Source organism: Flectobacillus major DSM 103, assembly GCF_000427405.1.
GTDB lineage: Bacteria > Bacteroidota > Bacteroidia > Cytophagales > Spirosomataceae > Flectobacillus > Flectobacillus major.
Genome location: NZ_KE386491.1, coordinates 2,421,673 through 2,446,431 on the forward strand (window position 1 = coordinate 2,421,673; position 24,759 = coordinate 2,446,431).

Below are 24,759 nucleotides of genomic sequence, written 5' to 3' on the forward strand. Positions count from 1 at the left end.
TATTGAATGATAATTAAGCTTTGATTTTGAATAAAAAACCCGATGCTGTGCCATATTGGCCTCCTTGCATGGCCGTAAATAAATAAGCAGGGCGATCATTTTGCATTAAAATTTGGGGTCGTTCAAAACGTCCATAACGTTTTAGATAGGCTGGCGGTGGAGGCTCGCTGATATAAGACGAAGCTGGCAAATATGCTACTTGGGGTTTATTCCAATTTTTACCATTTTTTGAGTCCATCCATAAGCCTACTTCATGATTAAAATACCCCATATCGCGTGTTATCATATAAAAATGCTTGCCCCTTCTAAAAGTAAAGGCATCTTCGACCTGCTGATTTTGTCCCATTCCCGAAAAATCAACAATTGGGTTACCTTCAAAACGGATATAAGGGCCATGCAATTGCTGGGCTATTGCCAATCCATATTTCCGATTACCCCGAATAGCACCCTGAGCGGCAGCATATTCGCTAGTATTCCATGATTTGTAATAGAGCCAATATTCGCCATTGGGGTGCTTGACAAAGGAAGGATTTGTAGTACAATGGTCGTCCCATGAGCCTATTGTTCCAGCTTCTAAAAGGGGGTTGTCGGGGCGAGTCCAAGGGCCATCCAAACTTGGGGCTGTGGCTAAACCAATGCGTTTGGTGTCGGTTTTGCCATTGGCATTTCCCATATAAAACAAACAATACTGTCCATCAATATACTGAATATGAGGATTATGACAAGTAGTAGCATCCCAGTGATTGGCCCCACGAGGAGCTAATATTGTGTCGACATATATCAAGGGGGCTTCGGGCGAGTTGGCTACAGCATGGGCTATTTCACTTTTATGAATCCATCCTCCCATTTTGTATTCTTCTTTCCAACGAGAAAAAAATACATGAAGTTTGCCATCAGGAGCCAAAATTGGGGCACAACACCATACATAATACCCTTCCATTTCGAGGCGACGGCCAAGAGGCTCTAATTTTTTAGCAAAATCAGATAAAGGTAATTCGGGTTGCGGAAGAAGTCGACCCTGCCATTTTATCAATGGTATAGCAGATAAACTTGCTAGAAAATCTCGTCGAGATGTCATAGGTTATGGTTGTTAATAAAAATCCCCTCTGTGAACTGCGTTTTCATAGAGGGGATAAGGTGTTGGGGTATTACTAGACTTGGAGACAATCAATATTATTGAGGGTGTCGGGTATTTTCAATGCCCTAATAATGACAAAATGAAAATATGCTTATCAGGAAATTATTAATTTTCTTCAGCCCTTTAACTCCCACTACTTGCCTAGGTATTTTTCATACTTTTAGTAGCCTGCATTTTGTTGCCAAAAACCAGGGTTAATAAGCATTTCAGACTGAGGAATTGGGTAATACAAATCGTTTTCGTTGACAGGTTTTGCCATTTTATAGGCATTTCTTGTAACAAAAGCATTCATTACCTCTATAGCTCGGCCAGTACGCACAAGGTCGTGCCAGCGTAAACCTTCGGCTGCAAATTCGATTCTACGTTCTTTTTCAATGGCCAAACGAAATTCTTCTTTGGTGGTTGGATTTACTTTTGGTGCTTTTGCAAATGTTCTGATTCTATTCAAAATAGCTACTGCTTCGGCAGTTGGGCCACTTTCTTCATTCAAAATTTCGGCATACATCAACAACACGTCATTATAGCGTATTACTGGAAAATTGGTTGGATAGTCACGGTTATTAATCATTCCGGCATAACCTTTTTCCAAAAATTTAGTAAACTGAATACGATTACTGCTTGCTCCTGTTTTGATTTCGACATATCCCGAATCTAGGGTGGCGGCTTTGCGTACATCGGTAGAGGCATAGCTCGACAACAAGGTAGGCTCTGGCTGGCCGTCGAAACCATCAATTGGTGTAAAAGCCGACCATTGAGAGGGGTATTGAAAAGCTTGTACTCCTGGTACTGAACTACCCAAACCAACACCTCCCGACAAATATTGCACCTCGAAAGGATTAGATTTGTTTTCGCCTGCTACCGTAAACAAATCTCTGTAATTTGTGGGAAAAGTAAAATAAGCACTTTCTTTGGCAATAACATCGGCCAGCTCTTTTTTGGCCAAAGCCAACTTATCGGTTTGTTTTAGCGGATACCCTGCCATTGTTAAATAGACCCTCCCCAAGATAGATTTGGCAGCGTATTTGGTAGCACGCCCTTTATCGGCAGTGGCATACACATCGGGCAAATTGGTACTTGCAAATACCAAATCTTCTACTATTTGTTTGTACACATCGGCTTTGGCTGTACGAGGCATTGCTTTGGCTTCGGCAATTGACAATGGCCTGATTACCAATGGTACATCGCCCCAAAAACGAACCAAATCAAAAAAGGCCAATGCCCTAAAATACCGAGCTTCGGCTTGGTATTGGTTTACTTTGGCTGAGCCTTCAAATTTGACACCATTGGCTAGTACCAAATTGGCTCGATACACCACCGAATAAAGGTTTGTCCAAGCTGTGGCAAATGCCCCCGTTTGGCTAGTAGCTGTAAAAAAGCCAATATCAGCCCAGTCACGTTGAGCTCCTCCTCCGTTGATTTCCAAGGTATTATCAGAACGCACTTCCGACAAATACCAGTTTGAACTTACAGGAATAGGCATATAGGCATTATAAACTGCCATAACGGCCTGATTCATTTGGTTTTCGTCAGCGTAGAAGCTATTAGCGGTATTGTTGGTCAGTGGGTTAATATCTATAAGGTCTTCGTTACAAGACATAAAAGATACACTTGCTCCAGTGATAAGTATATAGGTAAATAATTTCTTGATTTTCATTGCTTACAATAATTAAATAAATATCATTCGAGAATAGTACTGCATGGATTGTACTAGAAGGTCAGGTTCAAACCAAGTGAATAGGTTTTTGACTGAGGATAGCCACCATAATCGCCTCCATCGGCAGGGTTTGGCGATTGGGCTTCGGGTGTATATCCGCCGTAGTATTTATGCCAAATGAAAGGGTTTTCGACCGACACATATACCCTAGCCGAGCTAAACCATTTCATCTGAGGTACAGAGTAGCCCAAGGTAATATTTTTAACACGCAGATAATCAGAGCTATACAACCATCTGGTGTCATAATATGAACTGGTAGTAGCGTACAAACTTGGTACCATACCGTTGCCTGGTTTTTCGGGCGACTGCCATCTATCTAACCAAATAGCAAGGCGGTTGTACAAAGATTCGGAAGTAGAGCGGTCGATACTACGGCCAATCATTGAGTAGATTTTGCCTCCTGTCTGAGCATTCATTAAGATATTCAATGAAAAGCTTTTGTAACTTAACTCGGTTTTGAAACCATAATAGAATGGAGCTTGTGGATTACCGACAATGGTACGGTCGTTGTCGTCGATTTTGCCATCGCCATTTACATCTCGGTATTTTGAATCACCAGGCAATGTACGAGCCATGTGCGGATTAGCATCTATATCAGCTTGGTCTTTGTACACGCCAATTACATCGTACAACTTAAATGCGCCAATAGGCTGACCCACTTGAATAATAGATGTCAAACCACTAAAACCACTTGGAATTGGCGTATTGTCATAGCCTAAGCGAGTAACTTCGTTGGTATTGTATGAAATATTAAAAGTACTGTTCCAGCGTACTGCACCAAATTTCTTTTGGGTAGAAAGGCTCAACTCAATCCCTTGGTTTCTGATGTCTCCAATATTTTGCCAGCTATTGGTAAAACCCGTTGTCGATGCCACAGGTGCACGTAAAAGAAGGTCGCTTGTGGTACGATTATAGTAGTCGATACTGGCCTGTATGGTATTGCGAAGCACGCCAAAGTCTAAACCTACATTATAACTTTTGTTGGTTTCCCAGCCCAAATACGAGTTTTCAAACGAAGTTGGGGCATATCCTTTTATTACGGCAGTACCTCCGCCTAGATTATAGTTGTAGTTGCCCAACAAAGCAAACTGTGCATTATCGACAATACGGTTGTTGCCAGATACCCCATAACTAGCACGTACTTTGAGGTCGGAAATAGCATTGATATTAGCCATAAAAGGCTCTCGGCTTACTTTCCATGCTACCGATGCGGCAGGAAAAATACCCCACTGGTTATCGCCTCCAAATTTTGATGAACCATCTCGTCGGATACTCGCCGAAAGCAAATATTTGTCTTTGAAGTCATACTGAACACGCCCAAAATAGGAAATCAAGGCATTTTTGCCACTCGAAATTGTATTGATAGTAGTTGTAGCTACGCTCAAATCAAACAAATTTGACCAGTCATTCGGAAAATTATTGGCACGTTGTACGCTTGAATTAAACTTGGTAGTTTCAACAGCATAGCCCAATAGCACATTCAAATCGTGGTTTTTCCCAATTTTCTTGTTATAATTCAACGTTGTTTGTCCTAAATAATGATAGGTAGAACCCTGCGAGCGGTCAGAATATGAGGTTGCTGCTAAATCGCTACGAAGTGCCGACGATGGAACCCATGTTTCGTCTAGGTTTGAATAAATATCAGACCCTCCCAATACCTTCAAAGTTAGGTCTTTGGTCAGGTTAAAGTCTAAATATAAATTGGCATTCAATTTGGTTCTTGTTCTGTTGGCTACAACCCTGTCCATATAACCAATTTGGCTTGTATATCGTCCCGACCATTTGTAAGTTGGATACCCTCCTAGGCCAGCGTCAGTACCAACCCCCAAATCGCTAATTGGCGGGGCACCCACAGCGGCCATCCCCGAGCGGTCTTTACCGTCGGTTTGGCCTGAGCCTGTTCTCCATTCAATCGACGGAGCTAAGGTCATACCAAATTTGATATATTTATTCACTTTTGCATCAAAATTAGCCCTTAATGTAGCACGGTCGTAACCCGTATTTCGGACAATCCCCGTTTGGGTCAAATACCCTCCCGACACGCTATAATTAACATTATCTTGGCCACCCGAAAGCGTAATCTGGTAATTATCTAACACACCCGTATTGCCAAAAAAGGCCTTATTCCAGTCTACATAATCCAAACTGTCACGACCATACGCCCAACGTGGGTCGTACATCAATGTAGCATTGGCCGTTGTTGAATTAATAGGCCCCGTAATACCCAATTCGGCAGCCCTAAATGCCTGCGAATCTGTTGCTTTATAGTCTTTTTTCAAAGAAATACCACGATTCACCCATTTTACATCAATATCATCTTTCCTAAATTGAATCCATTGTTCGGGGTTCATCACATCTAATTTGCCCTCAATTTGCGAGAAACTCTTATTGGCGTTGAACTGAATCTTTACTTTACCTTTATTGCCTCGTTTGGTAGTAATAATAACAACCCCATTAGACCCCCTCGAACCGTAAATAGCCGCAGATGCTGCATCTTTTAGGACATCTAGCGATTTAATATCGCCAGGATTTAGCCCTTTTATGTCATCAACAGGCACACCATCGACTACATAAAGTGGGTCGTTCGACGAGTTGATAGAGCCTGTACCTCTTACTCTAATCTGAATATCAGAGCCTGGCTCGCCCGAAGTGGTACGAACATCTACCCCTGGCAACTGACCCGCAAGGGCATTTTCTAAACGTGGAACAGGGCGTTCTTCAATATCTTTCGACGAAATACTTGCGGCTGCACCCGTCAGGTTATTTCTTTTTACTTCACCATAACCCACCACAACTACTTCGTCGAGGGCTTGTGTGTCGGACGACAACACCACCGTTAAAACCTTACGGCCTGCCAAGGCAACTTCTTTGGTAGTAAAGCCAATCGAAGAAAATATTAACGTAGCGTTTTCGCTCGAAACCTTAATTTGGAATGTACCGTCGGCTTTGGTAGATGTACCAATTTTAGTACCTTTTACCAGTACATTTACTCCGGGTATAGGTTCGTTATTGTCTGAAGAAAGTACTTTTCCAGCAATAGTAACTTCGGCCAGTCGATGGGTAGCAGTTTTGGCCAAACGAATTGTGGCCAGTATTGCCGAATCGGCAGTAGCGATTAAAGCCAAAACTGCACAAGTTGACAAGAAAATTTTACGTAGATTAGTAAACGAGTACATACATAAAGGATTGTTTGAAATGATAAACCTTTTCTAAAAGCAATAGCTACCACCCAACCATTTTATCAATGGTTCATCATAAATAATAAGCTCTTGATAGAATAGTTTTGGATGGATTAAACTTGTATTGAAGTATATTTTACCATGTTTCTTAGCTACTTTCAGTTTTTAACACATAGAATTCCAATACTAAAATTCTTCTTTTCAAAATTATTCAATTGCTATACCGAAACCATCATGCAGCATCCTGTCAATACAGAAATTTATTGGAATAATACAATAAAAATAGACTTTATCAAGATTTAATTCAATTTTTTGCCCTATTTATAGTATTTATCAGGAATATCTTGAGATTGCTACTCTTACAATATTTTTTTACCAAAAGTGTTCGCACACTCATTTTTAGTTATTATTTCGTGTATTTGAAGCACCAAAAAGGGTTGGATATTTTCTTAATTCACATTACATTGCTAACAACCTAAAAAACTAGCCTATTTTGGGGCAAATAGGCTCATATAATGTGCTTTGTGGTAAAACACCCTACCAAAACCGATTAAATATAACGGCGTTCTGAACCAGAAAATAATTGTTTTTTTTATTCCTAATCCACTACACTATTGTCTTTTCAACCATCTTTAAACACTCAATCCATGAAAAAATCACTTTTACTTTTTTGCATATTACTAGGAGGGTCGTCGTGTTCGCCTATTTTGCAAGGCACAAAAGTTAAGAACTTGTCTAATGACTTTTGTAGCCCTGCGGTATTCTATGATTATTCACAAATTGAACATAATCACGAAAATACTGACCAAATAGACAGTATTCTAGCCCTTCACCTTTCCGAACATGACCGCTTCATTAGCCAAGCAATTGGTATAGCCCCGTATCTTAGTGCCTTGTATTTGCCCCAAACCGACACCCTGAAAGCGTTGGTAATGCAACAAAAGATTGACAATAGGCTCACCCTCACCAATATAGAAATAGCCGCTATTGCTGCCGAATTAGATTGCAACGGCGAGCGGTTTGGGCAACTTGCCGATTACGTCGAAAATATCAATAATCAAAAAAACACTCGACTTACAGTAGCCTCTGTAGCACTTGGGGCTTTAACTACCGTAGCAACTGTGCTAATCAGCGACAACAGTGCCAATACTGCCGTTGGGGTTGGTGGTGGTTTGATTAGTGCTGGGCTAGGTGCTTTGACTATAGCACCCAAAGGCAAAAAAGTACAACTAAGCTTTCAGCGAAATCTTTTAAGAAATATCTGGACAGGCAACAACGATAATCATGACTATCCTGTGTCGATTTGGAATATTCTGAACGAACGAAGCCTGAGCAATTCGGGCAAAATAACACTTCGTGAAAACATCAAAAAAAGATGGACTGAATACAAATTTGAGAACAAGGTTGATCAGCAAGAAGAACACCTTTTTTTTGACAACGGAGGTATTTATTCGGCCGAAGACCTTCAAAAAAGAGCCAATATGCTCAACGAACTACAGGCAACGATTCGGTCTATCAACCAAGATTTGAGAAGCTTAACGATTAAACTCAATATGGCCAAATAGCCCTAGCTATCCTATAATAACCATAAAAAACCCCTTCAAGCCCTTTGGTTTTGGAGGAGTTTTTGTTTCTTGCAAAAAATTTCACAGTACACGATTTATTTTATGAAAAACACCAAACATTGGGCTATATTCTTGTCGAACAATGCCAATAAACAAGTATTTATTCAACAAGTATTAGCTAAAAAAGCCACTGGAATTCTAGCAGATTTGAACCAAACAGAAGGTTTATTGTTTTCGAGTCTGACAGTAAATGAGTTTATCGACGAAGAAAACAGACATGGTTTTACGGCTTTGACCAAACACCTCGACAGAAGTTTGAAGTCGATGTCGAGTGGCGAACAAAAAAAGGCTTTACTACACTATTTGGTAGCACAAAAGCCTAATTACTTGATTTTGGATAACCCTTTCGACAACCTCGACGTAGCCGCTCAGGAATCGCTATTGGCTATGTTGCACAAAATTGCCGAGCATACATCTTTGGTACAATTAATCAATCGTGAGCGAGATTTATTACCATTTATTACCCATGTTGCCAGTATCGAAAAAAACAATCAAATTGTTTTTCATGAAGACATTCAGGTATTCCTTGAAGAATACCGACAGGCTCAGGCTTCTACTTTTGTAGGCATACTGCCTCCTCCTATCAAGCAATACAACCTTGAAGGACAAGAACTTATCAGATTCAACAAAGTAAATGTAAGTTATGGCGAAAAGCATATCCTCAAAGAAATTACATGGACTATTCATAAAAATGAATTTTGGCATTTGATTGGGCCAAATGGTTCTGGCAAAACTACCATCTTGTCGATGATTACAGGCGACAACCCCAAGGGTTACGGACAAGATTTGGTTCTATTTGGTAAGAAAAAAGGCTCTGGCGAAACCGTTTGGTCAATCAAAGACAAAATTGGTTATGTAACTCCAGCCATGACCGATTTGTTTAGTACCAGCCACACCCTCGAACAAATGCTTATTTCGGGTTTTTTCGACTCAATTGGGCTATATATAAAACCATCCGAACTCCAAATCAAATTGGCTCAACAATGGTTGGTTTTGATAGAAATGGACAAACTAGCCAAAAAACCATTCTTTATGCTATCGACAGGGCAACAACGCATGGCTTTGGTGGCACGTGCTATGGTAAAACACCCACCCCTTTTGATTTTGGACGAAGCCATTGCAGGACTCGACGACCACAATACGGCTTTGGTGGTATCGCTAATCAATAAAATTGCGAATGAAAGTACCACAACTATTTTGTATGTTTCGCACAGAAATGAAACTGGGCTTTATCCTAGAAACATTTTTCAGCTAACCCCAAGCCAAGAGGGTTCTACAGGTGTAATAATGAAATAATTCGTAACTTAATTGGGCAAAGGCTTTTGAGCTATTGCCCAATCCCGTGACCTTAGGGGTCTTTACAGTAAAGAAACATGAATGCACAGAAAAAAATACTTTTGGTCGAAGACGAAACCAATGTGGTGGCCTTTATCAAAAAGGGCTTGGATGAAGGAGGGTTTGAGGTATCGGTGGCACTCGATGGTAATACCGCCCTTAGTATGATTTTTGAATCGACTTTCGACCTCATTATTCTCGACATCATGTTGCCCGACAAAAATGGCATTGAGGTTTGCCGAACTATTCGTCAACACCATATCAAAACACCTGTACTTTTTTTGACAGCCCTTGGTACATCCGAAAACATTGCACTGGGCCTCAATACTGGTGCTGATGATTACTTGGTAAAACCCTTCAAGTTTATTGAGCTATATGCCCGCATCAATGCCCTTCTTCGGCGTACTTCTTATGGCGAACAGGTTTCGGAAGAAAAATCTAAAAATGTGTATATTATCAGCGATTTGGTAATCGACGATGATGCCAAAACGGTTTTCAGAGGAAGTACCCCTATTCTACTTACGGCTACTGAATACCGTTTGCTGCTGGTTTTGATTAAAAACCGAGGCAGGGTTTTGTCGAGGGTCGATATTCTGGAAAGTGCCTGGGATATTAATTTCAATATGGGAACCAATGTCGTAGATGTATATATCAACTATTTACGTAAAAAAATAGATGCCGACTCAGAAAACAAACTGATTCATACTGTTGTTGGAATGGGTTATGTGCTAAAAGAACGATGAAAACACAAACAAAACTAGCCTTGATTCTGGGTTTTCTGAGTACGCTATTGGTAGTGGTATTTGGAATAGCCATTTATTATTTTCTGAATCAATTCTCTTATGTAGATTTCTACAAAAGGCTAGAAGCACGTGTGAGTATTTCGGCACAATACACCCTCAATGCCGATACACAAAACAGTATTTATCTAAAAAAACTACGCAATCAATATCTCGAAAAACTAGAAAAAGAAAAAGAGTATTTAGTAGAGGTCGTACCTGATATGTCATTAGACAGTATCGCTACCAAACGAAATATTCCTGTCAATTTTTTAGAAAACCTCCTCAAAACAGGTAAATACAAAGAAAAAGATGGCAATCTTTTTTTTGTTGGAGCAAAGCACTACAAAAAAGGTCAAGAATACCTCGTGATTGTTTCGGCCGAAAACTACTACGCATCACACCACCTTAGTTTTTTGCGTACCATACTTATTGGTGGGGTGTCGATGGTTATTTTGATAGTTTTCTTCTTTTCTGTTTATTTCTCAAAACATATTTTTGACCCTATCAAAGAAATCACCGACAAAGTAAAACAAATTAGTACCGAAAATATTCATCTTCGTTTAGAGAATAGCAACGGCTCCAATACCGAAATTAGCGAACTTACTAGTACTTTCAACGAGCTTCTGAACAGAATAGAAACGGCTTTTGAAACCCAAAAAAACTTTATTAGCAATGCCTCACACGAGCTAGGGACTCCCCTAACAGCCATTATTGGCGAGGCCGATGTTGCTTTGTTGAAAGTACGAACCTCCGACGAATACATCAGGTCTATACAGAATATTCTCCAGCAGGCCGAACGCCTGAATGAAATTACGAGGTCGTTACTCTTTTTGGCACAAACAGCCTACAAAGGCAATACCATTGTTTTTGAAAGGGTACGTATTGATGAAGTTATCTGGGAAACCAAAAGGCTAATTGATAAGCTAACGCCCAATAATAAGATTTTTGTAGATTTACATTTACTTCCCGAAGACCCCAAAAAGCTAAAAGTAAAAGGCAATCAGCAATTGCTTCAATTGGCTTTTGCCAATATTTTAAGCAACGCCTGCAAATACTCCAATAATAGCCCCGTAACAGTACATATAGCATCGAGCAACTCGCAGGTAATTGTACTTGTTGAAGACGCTGGCATTGGTATCCCCGAATCGGAATTAGCCTTTATCTATGACCCATTTTTTAGGGCTTCTAACACCAATTTGTTTGAAGGATACGGTATTGGCTTGCCCTTAACACGCAATATTGTACATCTTCATAAAGGCACACTCATTGTCAGTTCGGCCATCAATCAAGGCACTAAAGTACAAGTAAAAATCCCTTTAATGCAATTATAACCGAAAGTAGTATATTCTTATCAAATTCTAATCTAACTCTTAAAAGGCACTAATATCTAGCCGATAGCTTTGCAACCATATCTTACGAATAAAGAATTATGGCAAAAACGATATTAGTTCCTATTGATTTCCGTATTGTATCGCTCAATACCCTCAAGATCGCTCTTGAATCGCATCAGTACGAGGCTATTCGAGTTGTGCTTCTTTATGCCGAACATTTAGACGACTCTATTTCAGACTTGTTGTTCTATTCACCTCACAGAACCATACATTCGCTGATTACTCCCGAATTTAAGGAGGCGTTAGAAATCATTAAAAATAGGTTTGAAGATTCGTTGAGAAATATCAAAATAGAATTGTTTCATGGACGTACCAGCAATGCTATGTGTTCGTTTCTGGATGCACACAATATCGACGAAATATATGTACCCAAAAACCATGAATTCAATACAACCAAAAAAGCTTTCAATCCTGTGCCTCTATTAAAAAAGTCACAGTACCCAATCTTTGAAATTCCGCTCGAAAGCATGAGTACTCAAACTGAGCATGGGCAATTATTAGAGCTTTTTTATTAATTAAGAAAACCACATACAAACCGAGTGCGAAATTGAGAAGGCGGTACTAGCCCTAGTACTAAATTCTCAATCTAGCACTTATATATTGATTATCAAGGCACAAGCTATCACCTATCTAATTATGTTATTAGATTTATTGTTATCTTTAATCTTATAGAATAGCCCTAAAAATCCATCACTTACGGCTAATTCTCTGTGATTAAAAAACTTTAAATCCAACAAATATGAGAAACTGGCGTATTGTATTATTTTGGGGTATCGTACTTGGATCTTGCCAAACTCAAGTTCAGGAAAAACCACACTTAGAGGCATTTATACAGCGATATTTCACCTATTTCAATCAACATGACTGGAATAAATTGGCAGAAATGTATATCGAAAAGGCTCAATTCAAAGACCCCTCGTTAGGGAAAGGCATTGTAACACAAACTCGCCAGCAAACCATCCAGAAATATAGCGAATTACAAAAAGTATTCCCCGATATTCATGATACAATCATAGCGATTTATCCATCAGGAGAAAAACATATCATCGTCGAATTTATCTCGACAGGTACATCTCCCGACAAATCAAAATTTGAACTCCCTGTCACCACCATTTTCACTATAGAAAACAATCTCATAAGCAGCGATTTTACCTATTACGATAATTTCTAAAACCCAAAACGCTGTTTGTCATAACATGAGTCATCCCAAATTTTGGGATAATTTGCAATAGAGACCTCTTGTTTGCATTTATTGGGATTCACGAGATAGACCATCGTGCTTTTTATCCAATAGGGGACAACTTATTATGGTTTCATGTTAAATTTCAGAATAACTCATTCACTAAATTTGAGATGACTCATGTTTTTTTAGTACCCTCTCCAAAACCATCAAAACACGCATTACAGCAAACGCATTTTCCAAACACATTTCCACCGACAACTTTCATTTCGTCATACCCGTTTTTCCCCTCCCCAAAACCTTCATTATTCATCACTTTATTATTCATCCCTTCATTATCCATTACTTCATTATTTCATTACCCTATACCTTCTATTTAATTTGTACAATAAAATCTTTAATTCTGAAAGATATTTAGTACAATTTAAAGGCTTGTAGGGGTAATGTTGGGGCAAAAAACCACCCATACATACTATTATGCAGGTTTTGTTGTAGTAATGTAGTAACAAAACATTGGACTATTTGAAGCAAAGCCCTCTACCTTTGCAACAGGTTAACCGAACAAACATTTATCCAAGAAAATGATTGAAAGCCTCAATCATCTCACAATCCCTAATAAAAGCTTTTGCAAAATGAACAGAAAAATTGTACTAATCTTTAGTATTTTACTGCTATGTAGTGTATTCAACACACTAATGGCACAAACCCTTCGGGTAACAGGTAAAGTAACCTCCAAAACGAATGGCGAAGCCTTAGTAGGAGCAACAGTTGCTGTACTTGGAACATCAAAGGCAACCATCACAGACTCGCTTGGAAAGTACACCCTTAGCGTAACACCAGGAGCAATTATGGTTGTTAGTTACTTAGGGGCATCAGGCCAAAACTACACCGTAAAAGCAGGAACAACAGTCGTAAATTTTCAATTAGAAGAAACCTCCAACAACCTCGACGAAGTAGTAGTAGTGGGTTATGGTGCTCAGAAAAAAAGCGTTGTAACAGGAGCTATTTCAAGCGTAAAAGCATCTGACCTCGAAACCATGCCCATCAACCGTGTAGAAGAAGCCCTACAAGGTAGAACCTCTGGCTTAACGATTGCCTCGAGCTCGGGACAGCCTGGCTCTGGGGCTACAGTGCGTGTTCGTGGTGTTACAACTCTCAATAACAACGACCCCCTATGGGTTGTCGATGGCGTAGTAGTTGACAACGGCGGGGTAGGCTATCTCAATCAGTCGGATATTGAGTCGATAGAAGTACTAAAAGATGCCGCTTCACAAGCGATTTATGGAGCTCGTGCTGCAGCTGGAGTAATTTTGGTAACTACCAAAAAAGGAAAAGCAGGTAGTATTCGTGTTAATTACAATGGCTTTTATGGCACATCTGCCCCTGCCAAAAAATTGAACCTCTTGAACGCAACCCAATATGCAACCATTCGCAACGAAGCTTCGGTAAATGCTGGCGGAGCAGCGGTATATCCTAATCCACAAGCTTTGGGACAAGGTACAGACTGGCAATCGTTGATTTTTAACAACAGTGCTCGTCGCCAAAATCATGAGTTAAGTATTAGTGGTGGCAACGACCGCTCTACGTTTTACCTTTCGTTTGGTTACCTCGACCAAGAGGGTATTGTGGCTACAGAAATTTCAAAATATACCCGTGCCAACGTTCGCTTGAACAGTACCCACAAGCTATCGAAATGGATTACAGTAGGCCAAAATCTAGGATATGCCCATGATAAATCCATAGGTTTGGGTAATACCAATAGCGAATTTGGGGGGCCTTTGAGTTCGGCTATCAACCTCGATCCTATTACACCTGCTGTCGTAACTGACCCCGCTATTTATAACGCAGCACCTTATCGCAACACTGGAATTCGTAGAGATGCACAGGGCTTCCCTTATGGTATTTCAACGGCTGTAGGACAAGAAATGATTAACCCACTGGCGTATATTCAAACACGTTTGGGCAATTATGGTTGGAGCGACAATATTGTTGGTAATGCGTACTTAGAAGCCCAACCTATTATAGGCTTGAAGTTTCGCTCTACTGTAGGTACAAAAATTGCTTTCTATGGTAGCGAAAGCTTCACTCCTATTTCTTGGCTCAACTCTTCTAATATTACTTCGCAAACCTCATACAACAGGTCGATGAACTCTCGTTATGACTGGAATATTGAAAATACGGTTTCTTATGCAAAAGATTTCCAAAAACATAACTTCAATTTGTTGCTTGGACAAGGAGCATATTCAGAAAACCGCACTTATTCAACCAGTGTGACATTCTATAATATCCCTGCCGACAATTTTAATGATGCCTCACTCAACTTCAAAGTACCAAACGACCAACGTTCGTCTGATGCAGGAGAAGGCTCTTTACATACGGTTTCTTCGTTATTTGCTCGCTTAAATTATAACTATGATGAAAAGTATTTGGTACAAGGTCTGATTCGTAGAGATGGTTCTTCTCGCTTTGGAGCTAACCATAAATATGGTATTTTCCCTTCTATTTCTTTGGGCTGGGTTGCTTCTCGTGAAAACTTCTTTCCTGTCAACAACGTCGTAAACTTCTTGAAAGTAAGAGGTGGCTATGGTGTTGTAGGAAACGATGCTATCGGTGACTTTGCGTTCCTTTCTACGGTAGGAAGCGGCCGCAATTATGCGATTGGTAATTCGGGAAGCTATATTATTGGTTATAGCCCCAATGCTCCTGCCAATCCCGATTTGAAATGGGAACAAACAAGCCAAACCAACATTGGTATAGATGCTACATTGTTCAACAACATGAGCGTAACCCTAGAATGGTTTAAAAAAGTAACCAAAGATATTTTGCAAAACCCTCGTATTCCGGGTTATGTAGGGGCTATTTCAAACCCTGCTGCCAATGTGGCGGATATTCAAAATACAGGTATTGAGCTGGAATTAGGTTATCGCAAAAAACTTGGCCAAGTCGACTTTTCAGTAAATGGTAACGTTTCGTATATCAAAAACGAAGTTACCAACCTTGGTAATGGTATTGCTTATTTGTCGGGTGGGCAGTCGTTCCAAGCTAGTACTTATCCTATTACTAGAACTGCCGTTGGACAGGCGATTAACTCGTTCTTTGGTTTCCAAACATTGGGTATTTTCCAAAACCAAGCCGAAATTGAAAACTATACAAAAGATGGCAAGAAAATTCAGCCAAATGCCAAACCTGGCGATTTCAAATGGGCTGATACCGACAATGATGGTGTAATTACTGAAAAAGACCGTACTTTCTTAGGAACTCCTACACCAACGGTTTCTTATGGTTTTACGGTTAATTTGGCCTACAAAGGTTTCGACATGGTGTTGTTTGGACAAGGAGCGGCTGGTAACAAAATCTTCCAAGGACTTCGTCGTTTGGACATTGCCAACGCCAACTGGTCAACCAAAATCCTTGACCGCTGGACTGGCGAAGGTACATCTACGACCTACCCGAGGGTAGTCAATGGTGACCCTAACAAAAACTTTGGTAACCCTTCTAATTTCTATTTGGAAGATGGCAACTACTTCCGTATCAAAACCCTTCAGTTTGGTTATACATTACCCAAAAATGTATCGGATAAGTTAGGTTTACAGAAAGCTCGTATTTATGTAATGAGCCAAAACTTGTTGACATTCACCAAGTATACTGGCTACGACCCCGAAATCGGTGGTGGTGTAATGAGTATCGACCGAGGTATTTATCCACAGGCTCGTTCGTTTATGCTTGGCTTAAATCTTGGATTTTAGGTAATAAAAAAACATACCTTCCCCCTAAATACCCGATGGTTTTAGGGGCAATACCAACAAGAACTTTTGTTCATATTTCAAACAAAATATTATTTTAGCAATGACCATCAATTATAAAAAATACCTTGCAGGCTTGGCAATTGGCGTACAATTACTAAGCTCATGTACTACCGAATTCTTGGAAGTAAGCCCAAGAGGCACTAACCTCGAAGCCAACTATTACCGCAACCAAACTGAGGCATTCAACGGCCTAGTGGCTGTTTATGACGTAGTAGGCTGGCAAGGTGGGGGTTTTGTTACCAAAATAGGAGCTTTAAATGCCGCCTCCGACGACCACTACGCTGGCGGTGGTGGCCCCAATGATATTTCTGATTTTCAGGTTTTTTCTAACTACACCCTTACCCCCGACAGAGGGCCACAGGGCGAATTATGGAGAAAAGGCTTTTCGGGCGTATTCCGTGCCAATGTGATTCTTCAAAAACTGCCAGGTGTACCTATGGACGAAGCCTTGAAAAAAAGATATATCGCCGAGGGTAAATTCTTACGTGCCTATTTCTATTTCGACTTGGTGCGTCTTTTCAAAAACGTTCCTTTGTTTGTAACACCTGTGGCTACATCAGAAATGTACAACGTTTTGCAGGCCAACCCTACCGAGGTATATGCTCAGATTGAAAAAGATTTGAAAGAATCTTTGGCAGACTTGCCAAGTACCGTACCTGCTAGTACCGAGGGCGGCCGTGCCACTCAAGGAGCAGCCCGTGCTTTATTGGGAAAGGTATATTTGCAACAAGAAAAATTTGCTGAAGCAGCCCAAGAGCTAGCCGCCGTCAATGGTACTCCAGGTGGTACAAGTCAGTATGGCTACAAGCTTTTGAGCAATTTCGGAGAGTTATGGAATGTAAAAAATAAATATAACTCAGAATCTATTTTTGAAATTGCTTATACCAATACTTCTGCTGGTAACTGGGACTGCGTAGCCTGTACTGAAGGTAATGTTTTGAATATTATGGTTGGCCCTCGTGGATACCGTGCCAATACTGCCGATGCTCCTGATTACGTTTCGGGCTGGAGTTTCTTGCCTGTTACCCCTGATTTGTTCAATGCTATTCATTTTGACCCACGTTATAAAGCAACTATCGCTAATTTGGATAGCTTAGAAAAAAATGGTATTGCTAGCTACGAAAAAGGGTATATGAATACAGGCTATTTCTTAGAAAAATTTGCAGGAAGAAATTCAAATAAATGGACTGGTGCTGGAAATATGGAATTGAATTTTCCACAAAATATGTACGACATCCGTTTGGCTGATACTTATTTGCTCGAAGCCGAGGCGTTGGTTCGTAGCAATGGCGATTTACAACGTGCGGCAGCTCTTATCAATGCTGTTCGTGACCGTGCTTACAAAGACAACAAACATCATGTAGCAGCTACTTTCGACAATATTATCCTAGAAAGAAGACTCGAATTGGCTGGTGAAGGACATCGTTGGCTCGACCTTGTTCGTTGGAAAAAAGCAGGAACAATTTTGGCTTCAAGAGGTTTTAAAACAGGTCAACACGAAATATTGCCTATTCCTTTGTTAGAAATGGAAAATACCAAAATCCAACAAAGTAAAGAATGGGGTGGCACAAAATAATAAGCACATGGAGGGAGTACCAAATTATAAGTCAAAACTAAGCAACTGATAATCAATCTTAAAGTTCAAAAAGCAACACTTACTATTTGGTACTCTTATTCAATAGTCTACTTTTCTGTTAAGCTGAAATACGGCTAAACAGTGTCTATCTTCAACTGGTATTTTCCCAAGCATAGCCCTTTGAGGAAATACCAGTTTGGTTTTATATCTTATCAACAATACCTTCGTATAACTATACTTTTTCTTTATTTGTCAACATCATTTTAATTCTTTATATTTCCTGATATTGTTGTAGGTACTAAGTAGATTACTATTAAAGGCCTACAATCAGTTCCTTTAGGTTTATGTAATAATCTATCAAAATATTAACTCTTATTGATTTAGCTTATGAAAAAAATACATCAACTGGCTTTTTTATTGGTATTGGGAAGTATTCTTTCGTGTTCGGGACAAAGCAAAAAAACACCCACACCCGTTGTAGCCCCTCCATTAGTACCATTAGAAGACAAAAAGTGGTCGTTTGAAACATCGCCAGTATGGGCCGACGAATTTGATAATGAGGGTGCTCCTGACCCTAAAAAGTGGGATTATGATATTGGCGGCGGAGGCTGGGGCAATAACGAACTACAATATTATACCAACAGCACGGCCAACTCGAGTGTATCGAATGGCAAACTAACGATTTCGGCCAAAAAAGAGAGTATGGGTGGTCGTGATTATACTTCGGCTCGTTTGGTAACTCGCAACAAAGGAGATTTTTTGTATGGTCGCTTTGAAATCAAGGCAAAACTACCCGCAGGCTTAGGCTCATGGCCTGCTATTTGGATGCTCCCTACCGACTGGGCGTATGGTGGCTGGCCAAATTCTGGCGAAATAGATATTATGGAACACGTTGGCTACGACCCCAATGTAGTACATATTAGTACACACTCGCTGGCCTATTACTTTAAAATTAATACCCAAAAAACAGCCGTAAAAACCGTTCCGACAGCCATAACTGATTTTCATAAATATCGTGTTGATTGGACACCCTATGCTATCAGAGGCTTTATTGATGACGAACAGATTTTTGAGTTTGTCAACGAAGGAAAGAGTTTTGCCGAATGGCCTTTCGACAAACGTTTTCACTTACTGCTCAATATTGCCGTTGGTGGCGACTGGGGCGGAGCAAAAGGACTCGACCCTACTATTTTCCCTGCCAAAATGGAAGTAGATTATGTGAGGGTTTATAAAATGATTGACAAATAGCTTGTTTATCAGTAGTATCGATTATGAGTCGGTCGAAATTAGTTCTTCGACCGACTTGTTTGATTATTCGGAATGACTTGGGTTTTCATGTTAAATTTCAGAATCACTCATATTTATTTTATCTAACTCCTTATTCCTTAATACTCAGGAAGTAATTAAAGAAATTTACTTCGCTAGGCAACTGTAGTTTTTTGCGAAGACGATAACGGCTTACCTCTACACTCCTCGACGAAATATTCATTAATTGAGCTATTTCTTTGGTCGATAAATTCATCCGTAAATAAGCACAAAGCTTTAGTTCACTTGGACTTAGGTTCGGAAACTTTTCTTTGAGCAGTACCAAAAAATTACTATGTACACTATCAAAATGTACCGAAAACTGGCTCCAGTCTTCGCCTAGTGTATTTTCATCATCAACTACCTTTATCATTTTCCGTAAATCTTCTTTCATTTCATCAAGATTTTCGGTTTTGGCCATTCTTGACAAATCGTGTTTGAGTTTCGACAATAATTCGGCTTTTTGCACCAAGTGCATCGCCGACGATGCCAAATCAGCATTTTTATGAATAATTTCGGCTTCTAATTTTTCATTTCTAAGGCTAACTATTTCTTTTTCACTTTGTTCTAGTTCCAACTGATGTAAATACAACAAGCGTTTTTGTTCTTCTTGGTATTGAAGTTGTTGTTGAATAAACTTTTGTTGTTGCCACAAAAACAACCAATAGAACATACCCATCAACAGCAACGTATATACCAAATATGCCCAAATGGTCAAATACCAAGGTGGCAAAATAACAAATGTATACATTGCTACTGGCGATTCTTTCCCAAAATTGTTACGAGCTTTTACCTTGAAAGTATAAGTGCCTGCTGGCAATTGTGAATATTCTTTACTGGTTTTTTTGGACCACCCCGACCACGTTTTATCAAATCCATCCAATAAGTAAGCATACTCAATGGTTTCTTGCTGATTGAATAATGTAGATGAAAACTCAAAGCCAAGCCCATTGAAGCTACTCGCTATACGAGGAATCTGCTGTTCTTGTTGCCCCAACAAAGTATTTATTTCGGCCCAATATCCCCCAAAAAATAAGCTATCGGCTTTGCCCGTTGCTGCAACAGCACGGATATTCACATTCACATTGTTTTGCTGAAGCTTGTAGGCATTATAATTGATATGAAAAAAACCTCTTTCGCTACCTACCAATATATTCTGGGCATCGATCGGATTAATAGATTCAAAACCTGCTACCATTTTATTGGTTAGCTCAGGCAAATAAATAATTTTGGGTTGTTTGCCCGATAAATCCAGTACGCCCAATTTGTTATTGGCAATAAACCAGATATTGCCTTGCGAATCTTCTTTTAGGTAATATACATTCAGCTTACCAAAATACTTTTTCAAATACACCGATTCTTCAAATTTGTCGGTACGGTCATTGTACTCAAACAAGCCTTTTTCAGATGCCACCACTACCCTATTTTTGATAGCATATACAAAACTGTTATTGAGTGAAAGCGTTAAACCTTGTTTTTCGGAATAGAGCTTTATATCGGCATTAAAGCCTTCTTTTAGCGTAATTTTAAATACACCTTGATAGGGATGAGATGTCCAAATTACTTTTTCATTGTGATGGTCTAAGCAGATAAATCTCGATGAAATATGAAAATTAGGTACTTGCCCAGCAGGCACAAAAGTATTGTTTTGGTACTTAAAAAAGCTCAATCCATTATAATTACCTGCCACAATAAAGCTAGCAGGCATAATATTGCCTAAAGGCAAAAACGACCAATAGCCATTATCTAGCAACTTGGTAGCTTGGTTGGGATTTACAACAAAAGCCCCTTCGTGATGCCCCATAAGGAGTTTCCCATTGATTTCGTTTAAGCCCCACACTTGCCCCGTAGAATTGGGTACTGCACTAAAATGGGCTTTTACGTAGCTCAAATCGGTAAACTGACCTAGCGGTGCTACAAAAAGGCCATTGGATGTACCCAAATACAGCTTGTTTTGGTAAATGGCACTGGCATAACCCGCACCTTCATTGTCTATTTTGGGATAAATATTTTTGATAGCATTGTTGGTAGCTACAAAGGCAATTCCGTTGTCGAGACCAAGCCATAGGTTTTGGTGGTTATCAATAAAATTACTTAGGACATTATTATTGATAAGTCCTTCGTCTTTAGAATAATGCTGAATAAATTCGCCTTTTTTATTGATAATAAAACATCCATTCAAACTGGTAGAAAGGGCTATTCTGTCGTGGCTAACCCTTGTGGCGTTGTAGATTCTGTACTTAGCTACTTTTTTCATAAAATCGGTAGACAAAGCCATTGTTTGATTACCCCGAAGCCAGTAAGCCCCGTGTTCGAGGGTTACTACCAAAGCACTGTCTTTATTGACAGGTATAAGGGCCGTAATGAGGCTTTTTTTAGAAAAATCATCGGTTTTCAAAAATGTTTCCCAACGTCCTTGATTAAATTTCAACAAACCTTTTTCAAAATCTTGTGCTAATAAATACTGCTCGGTAGCCCCCATAAATCGCCAATGTGATTGAGGCCTGTAGATGGACACTTTGTTGTCTCGATACTGAAAAATTTTATTACTAGCTCTAAAAAATACACTTTTTTGATACCCACAAACATTCCAAATATCAGAAAAGGAATGTTCTTTTTCTGATACTAAATTTTTGAGAGAAACAAACGACAAATCGCCCGAAGCATTGGGCTTGTAGTACCCAAATTCGTTTTCGCCTCCAGCATACAAGCGATTGTCTGTCCCAAATTCGAGCGAACGCACTTTGGTTTTGTTGGGTAAAGCATACCTTCGCCAAAACGAACCATCAAATGTCAATAACCCCTCGTTATTAGCAAAATACATAATTCCTTTTTTGTCTTGACGGATACTCCAGCTTTGTGTTCCTGCTTGGTATTGTTGTTTGGTATAGTTATGAATATAGGGAAGACCAATCGTATTTTGGGCTTTTACAAGCTCAACTCCTCCAATAATAAGTAATACAAGAATAAGATGTTTCATAGAATTTAGGGTATCCAAATCAAGCAAAAACTAGTAGAATTATCGATTAATATGATTTTTATACTGATTTTTCTTCTTTTTAAACAGTTTGTTGGGGTAATGTAGGGGTTACTTTTTACCATTTCTCCGCAAGTTATTCCTACTTTTGACATCGAAAGATATTACATTTATTTGAAAAACTTGTCTGATTCTAACCTTCACCTAATAAGACTCTTTATTTAATACAAAGTTTACAGTGAATCTTTATGCTAAATTGATATAGTGTACAAAAGGTTCATTTTTACTAAAAAAAGAACATAATCCTTGTAACGTGAAAAAAATTATTGGTTTAATAAATGCCCTCATCTGCGGTGTACTAATAACCTTTATGGCACAAGCCCAAGGTTTTTTGAAAGCACAGGGCAAAATTATAGTTAACGAAAAAGGCGAAAAGATTATTCTGCGAGGAATGGGCTTGGGTGGGTGGATGCTGCAAGAAGGATATATGTTTAAGCTGAGTAATATTGGACAGCAATATCGAATAAAAGACAAAATTGAAGCCCTTGTTGGCCCCCAAAAAACAGAAGCGTTTTACCAACAATGGTTACTAAATCATACTCGTAAAATAGACATCGACTCGATGGCCGCTTGGGGATTTAATTCGGTAAGATTGCCTATGCACTACAATTTGTACACGCTACCTATCGAACAAGAACCCGTGGCTGGACAAAATACATGGCTCGACAAAGGTTTTGCTATGACCGACAGCCTTTTGGCTTGGTGCAAGGCAAACAAAATGTATTTGATATTAGACCTACACGCCGCCCCAGGTGGACAAGGAAACGATTTGCCTATTGCCGACCGTGACCCTGCCAAACCTTCGCTGTGGGAAAGCCAAGCTAATCAAGAAAAAACCATTGCTCTTTGGCGAAAACTCGCAGAACGCTATGCCAATGAACCGTGGGTGGCAGGCTACGATATTATCAATGAACCCAATTGGGGTTTTGAGAATCCGACAAAAGACTTTAGAGGCACTGAAGAAAATAAAAACGAGCCGCTACGTAAACTTATGGTGGCAATTACAAGGGCAATTCGAGAGGTAGACCAACAGCATATTATCATTATTGAAGGTAATGGCTTTGGAAATAACTATCGTGGAATTATGCCTCCTTGGGACAACAACATGGTTCTGAGCTTTCATAAATACGGCAATTTTAATACCCTCGATGCTATTAAAGGTTTTTTGGCAATCCAAGACCAATATAATGTACCTCTGTGGCTAGGCGAATCAGGAGAAAATTCAAATAATTGGTTTACTGAGGCAATCGCTTTGGTAGAAAACAAAAATATTGGCTGGGCTTGGTGGCAACTCAAAAAAATGGGTATCAATAATCCACTTGAAATCAAAATAATGCCTTCTTACCAAAAATTACTCGACTTTTGGAATGAAAAAGCTCCTCAACCAACAAGCCAAGAAACTCAACAAGCCTTGGATGAATTAATTGAGTTGCTAAAACTAGAAAACAATATTTACCACAAAGATGTGATTGATGCGATGTTTCGTCAGGTGACAGAAAAGAAAGCAAAACCTTTTAAAAACCACTTCATCCAACAACCTAGTACGGTTATAGATGCCATTGATTTTGATTTGGGCGGACAACGGATTGGGTACTATGACAAGGATACAGCCAGTTATCAATATACTCCAGGGGTTAATACCCAAGGTAACAGAGGCCGTGCTTATCGCAACGATGGTGTAGATATTCAATATAACAAAGCGTCCAATCGTTACCATGTATTTTCTATAGAAACCGATGAATGGCTCAATTACACTGTCAATGTTGCCAAAGCTGGCAATTATCAAATCAGTGTTGAGGTAGCATCCGAAAAAACGGAGGGAGCTATTGAGCTAAGCCTTGACGGAAAACCTTTGCCTTCGTGGCTCGGCACTCCTGCTACAGGTAGTGACGACACTTGGCAAAAGGTTTCCTTCGGCAAGGTTAAACTAAAAAAGGGTTTACAGCAAATCCGTATCAAAGCGGCCAAAGGCGGTTTTTTACTACGTACTATCCAATTCAATATATAAATTCAATATCCCTTCTATGAACATGGCCAACCCAACAATTGGGTTGGTTTTTTTGTAATTTTAATAATCAATCAAAACCAGTACATTAGTTGTTATATTAAACAGTCTGGTTATTAATCGATTATTGGTTTCAAAAGGGTACTCTACCGCCTCCCTGAGGCCCTCCAGAAGGTGGCCCACCATTACCTTTTGGGGTATTTTTTTCTAAACTTTTGGCAAGGTCTTCACGTCTTTTGAGGTATTTCTCAAATTGCTTTGGAGCAAGTACCAAACTCATTTCCTTGTCTTTTTCTGCCATCAACGCATCTATACGTTCTTTGAGCAGCTTCATTTCTTTTTCTGAAGGGCGAGAAGCTGAACCTTTGTTCATATTTTTTTGCCTCAAATCAAGTTGGGCAAAAGCATATTTAGTAGAAATATCAGTAACGTGGTCGGTCTGTTCGGGCGACAATTTGAGTTTTTTCTTCATCCATTTTACTTCTTGGTCTACCATTTTTTCGGGGTCTGGAGGCTCAGGAGCATTACGTCCTCCTTCCATATTGGAAGGCATACCACCTCTACCTGGGCCTCCTCCTCCTATTTGTGCCACCGAACTAAACGAAACTACAACCGCCACTATCATGACTACTGCACTCAAGCATTTTTGCATTTTTTTCATATCAAGATTATATTATTTCAAACAT

Annotated in this window: 15 protein-coding genes; 10 read left to right on the forward strand and 5 right to left on the reverse strand. The window is 39.6% G+C overall.

From position 1 onward, the window contains the following. Positions 1-13 precede the first annotated feature (13 nt). The 3 genes from FLEMA_RS0115060 to FLEMA_RS0115090 form a co-directional block, all read right to left on the reverse strand. The gene (locus tag FLEMA_RS0115060; RefSeq protein ID WP_026997729.1) at positions 14-1,078 is read right to left on the reverse strand and encodes a glycoside hydrolase family protein; all 1,065 of its coding nucleotides are present in this window, start codon (positions 1,076-1,078) and stop codon (positions 14-16) included. A gap of 220 nt (positions 1,079-1,298) precedes the next feature. Continuing rightward, positions 1,299-2,792: a RagB/SusD family nutrient uptake outer membrane protein gene (locus FLEMA_RS0115075; protein ID WP_044171433.1), complete on the reverse strand. Its 1,494-nt coding sequence runs from the start codon at positions 2,790-2,792 to the stop codon at positions 1,299-1,301. A gap of 53 nt (positions 2,793-2,845) precedes the next feature. Further along, a complete protein-coding gene (locus FLEMA_RS0115090) occupies positions 2,846-6,028 on the reverse strand; it encodes a SusC/RagA family TonB-linked outer membrane protein (protein ID WP_052354074.1) in 3,183 nt (1,060 codons plus the stop codon). A gap of 650 nt (positions 6,029-6,678) precedes the next feature. On the opposite strand from FLEMA_RS0115090, the gene FLEMA_RS68635 reads away from it, so the two are divergent. From FLEMA_RS68635 to FLEMA_RS68670, 9 genes are all read left to right on the forward strand, one after another. Then, complete coding sequence (locus FLEMA_RS68635; protein WP_044171445.1) at positions 6,679-7,596, forward strand: glycine zipper family protein; 918 nt, start codon at positions 6,679-6,681, stop codon at positions 7,594-7,596. A 102-nt stretch (positions 7,597-7,698) separates the two neighbouring features. Next, positions 7,699-8,952 (forward strand): ATP-binding cassette domain-containing protein, encoded by a 1,254-nt coding sequence (locus FLEMA_RS68640; protein ID WP_044171455.1) that lies wholly within the window; start codon positions 7,699-7,701, stop codon positions 8,950-8,952. A gap of 77 nt (positions 8,953-9,029) precedes the next feature. Continuing rightward, positions 9,030-9,734 carry a response regulator transcription factor gene (locus tag FLEMA_RS68645; protein ID WP_044171457.1) on the forward strand — a complete coding sequence of 235 codons (705 nt, stop codon included), beginning with the start codon at positions 9,030-9,032 and terminating at the stop codon, positions 9,732-9,734. Then, positions 9,731-11,104, forward strand: a complete 1,374-nt coding sequence (locus FLEMA_RS68650; RefSeq protein WP_044171458.1) for a sensor histidine kinase — start codon at positions 9,731-9,733, stop codon at positions 11,102-11,104. Before FLEMA_RS68645 ends, FLEMA_RS68650 begins: the two co-directional genes overlap by 4 nt. A gap of 98 nt (positions 11,105-11,202) precedes the next feature. Beyond that, complete coding sequence (locus FLEMA_RS68655; RefSeq protein WP_044171459.1) at positions 11,203-11,679, forward strand: putative universal stress family protein; 477 nt, start codon at positions 11,203-11,205, stop codon at positions 11,677-11,679. 224 nt (positions 11,680-11,903) lie between these two features. Beyond that, entirely contained in the window at positions 11,904-12,335 is a 432-nt protein-coding gene (locus tag FLEMA_RS0115275; protein WP_026995705.1) for a nuclear transport factor 2 family protein, read from the forward strand. Positions 12,336-12,976: 641 nt separating this feature from the next. Next, positions 12,977-16,090 (forward strand): SusC/RagA family TonB-linked outer membrane protein, encoded by a 3,114-nt coding sequence (locus tag FLEMA_RS68660; protein ID WP_044174655.1) that lies wholly within the window; start codon positions 12,977-12,979, stop codon positions 16,088-16,090. A gap of 100 nt (positions 16,091-16,190) precedes the next feature. After that, positions 16,191-17,726 (forward strand): RagB/SusD family nutrient uptake outer membrane protein, encoded by a 1,536-nt coding sequence (locus tag FLEMA_RS68665; RefSeq protein ID WP_044171462.1) that lies wholly within the window; start codon positions 16,191-16,193, stop codon positions 17,724-17,726. A 387-nt stretch (positions 17,727-18,113) separates the two neighbouring features. Continuing rightward, positions 18,114-18,974 (forward strand): glycoside hydrolase family 16 protein, encoded by an 861-nt coding sequence (locus FLEMA_RS68670; RefSeq protein WP_044171465.1) that lies wholly within the window; start codon positions 18,114-18,116, stop codon positions 18,972-18,974. 130 nt (positions 18,975-19,104) lie between these two features. On the opposite strand, the gene FLEMA_RS0115490 is transcribed toward FLEMA_RS68670, so the two are convergent. After that, the gene (locus tag FLEMA_RS0115490; RefSeq protein ID WP_026997730.1) at positions 19,105-22,011 is read right to left on the reverse strand and encodes a triple tyrosine motif-containing protein; all 2,907 of its coding nucleotides are present in this window, start codon (positions 22,009-22,011) and stop codon (positions 19,105-19,107) included. Between the two features lie 310 nt (positions 22,012-22,321). Here FLEMA_RS0115490 and FLEMA_RS68675 point away from each other — a divergent pair, with 310 nt between their 5' ends. Beyond that, the gene (locus FLEMA_RS68675; RefSeq protein ID WP_044171468.1) at positions 22,322-24,076 is read left to right on the forward strand and encodes a cellulase family glycosylhydrolase; all 1,755 of its coding nucleotides are present in this window, start codon (positions 22,322-22,324) and stop codon (positions 24,074-24,076) included. Between the two features lie 130 nt (positions 24,077-24,206). Here the strand turns inward: FLEMA_RS68675 and FLEMA_RS0115570 are convergent, their stop codons facing one another. Beyond that, positions 24,207-24,734: a DUF4890 domain-containing protein gene (locus tag FLEMA_RS0115570; RefSeq protein WP_026995720.1), complete on the reverse strand. Its 528-nt coding sequence runs from the start codon at positions 24,732-24,734 to the stop codon at positions 24,207-24,209. Between the last annotated feature and the right edge of the window lie 25 nt (positions 24,735-24,759).

Bases quoted from the DNA above. Each gene is read 5' to 3' on its own strand.
- FLEMA_RS0115060 (WP_026997729.1), bottom strand. From the start codon at position 1,078: ATGACATCTCGACGAGATTTTCTAGCAAGTTTATCTGCTATACCATTG.
- FLEMA_RS0115075 (WP_044171433.1), bottom strand. From the start codon at position 2,792: ATGAAAATCAAGAAATTATTTACCTATATACTTATCACTGGAGCAAGT.
- FLEMA_RS0115090 (WP_052354074.1), bottom strand. From the start codon at position 6,028: ATGTACTCGTTTACTAATCTACGTAAAATTTTCTTGTCAACTTGTGCA.
- FLEMA_RS68635 (WP_044171445.1), top strand. From the start codon at position 6,679: ATGAAAAAATCACTTTTACTTTTTTGCATATTACTAGGAGGGTCGTCG.
- FLEMA_RS68640 (WP_044171455.1), top strand. From the start codon at position 7,699: ATGAAAAACACCAAACATTGGGCTATATTCTTGTCGAACAATGCCAAT.
- FLEMA_RS68645 (WP_044171457.1), top strand. From the start codon at position 9,030: ATGAATGCACAGAAAAAAATACTTTTGGTCGAAGACGAAACCAATGTG.
- FLEMA_RS68650 (WP_044171458.1), top strand. From the start codon at position 9,731: ATGAAAACACAAACAAAACTAGCCTTGATTCTGGGTTTTCTGAGTACG.
- FLEMA_RS68655 (WP_044171459.1), top strand. From the start codon at position 11,203: ATGGCAAAAACGATATTAGTTCCTATTGATTTCCGTATTGTATCGCTC.
- FLEMA_RS0115275 (WP_026995705.1), top strand. From the start codon at position 11,904: ATGAGAAACTGGCGTATTGTATTATTTTGGGGTATCGTACTTGGATCT.
- FLEMA_RS68660 (WP_044174655.1), top strand. From the start codon at position 12,977: ATGAACAGAAAAATTGTACTAATCTTTAGTATTTTACTGCTATGTAGT.
- FLEMA_RS68665 (WP_044171462.1), top strand. From the start codon at position 16,191: ATGACCATCAATTATAAAAAATACCTTGCAGGCTTGGCAATTGGCGTA.
- FLEMA_RS68670 (WP_044171465.1), top strand. From the start codon at position 18,114: ATGAAAAAAATACATCAACTGGCTTTTTTATTGGTATTGGGAAGTATT.
- FLEMA_RS0115490 (WP_026997730.1), bottom strand. From the start codon at position 22,011: ATGAAACATCTTATTCTTGTATTACTTATTATTGGAGGAGTTGAGCTT.
- FLEMA_RS0115570 (WP_026995720.1), bottom strand. From the start codon at position 24,734: ATGAAAAAAATGCAAAAATGCTTGAGTGCAGTAGTCATGATAGTGGCG.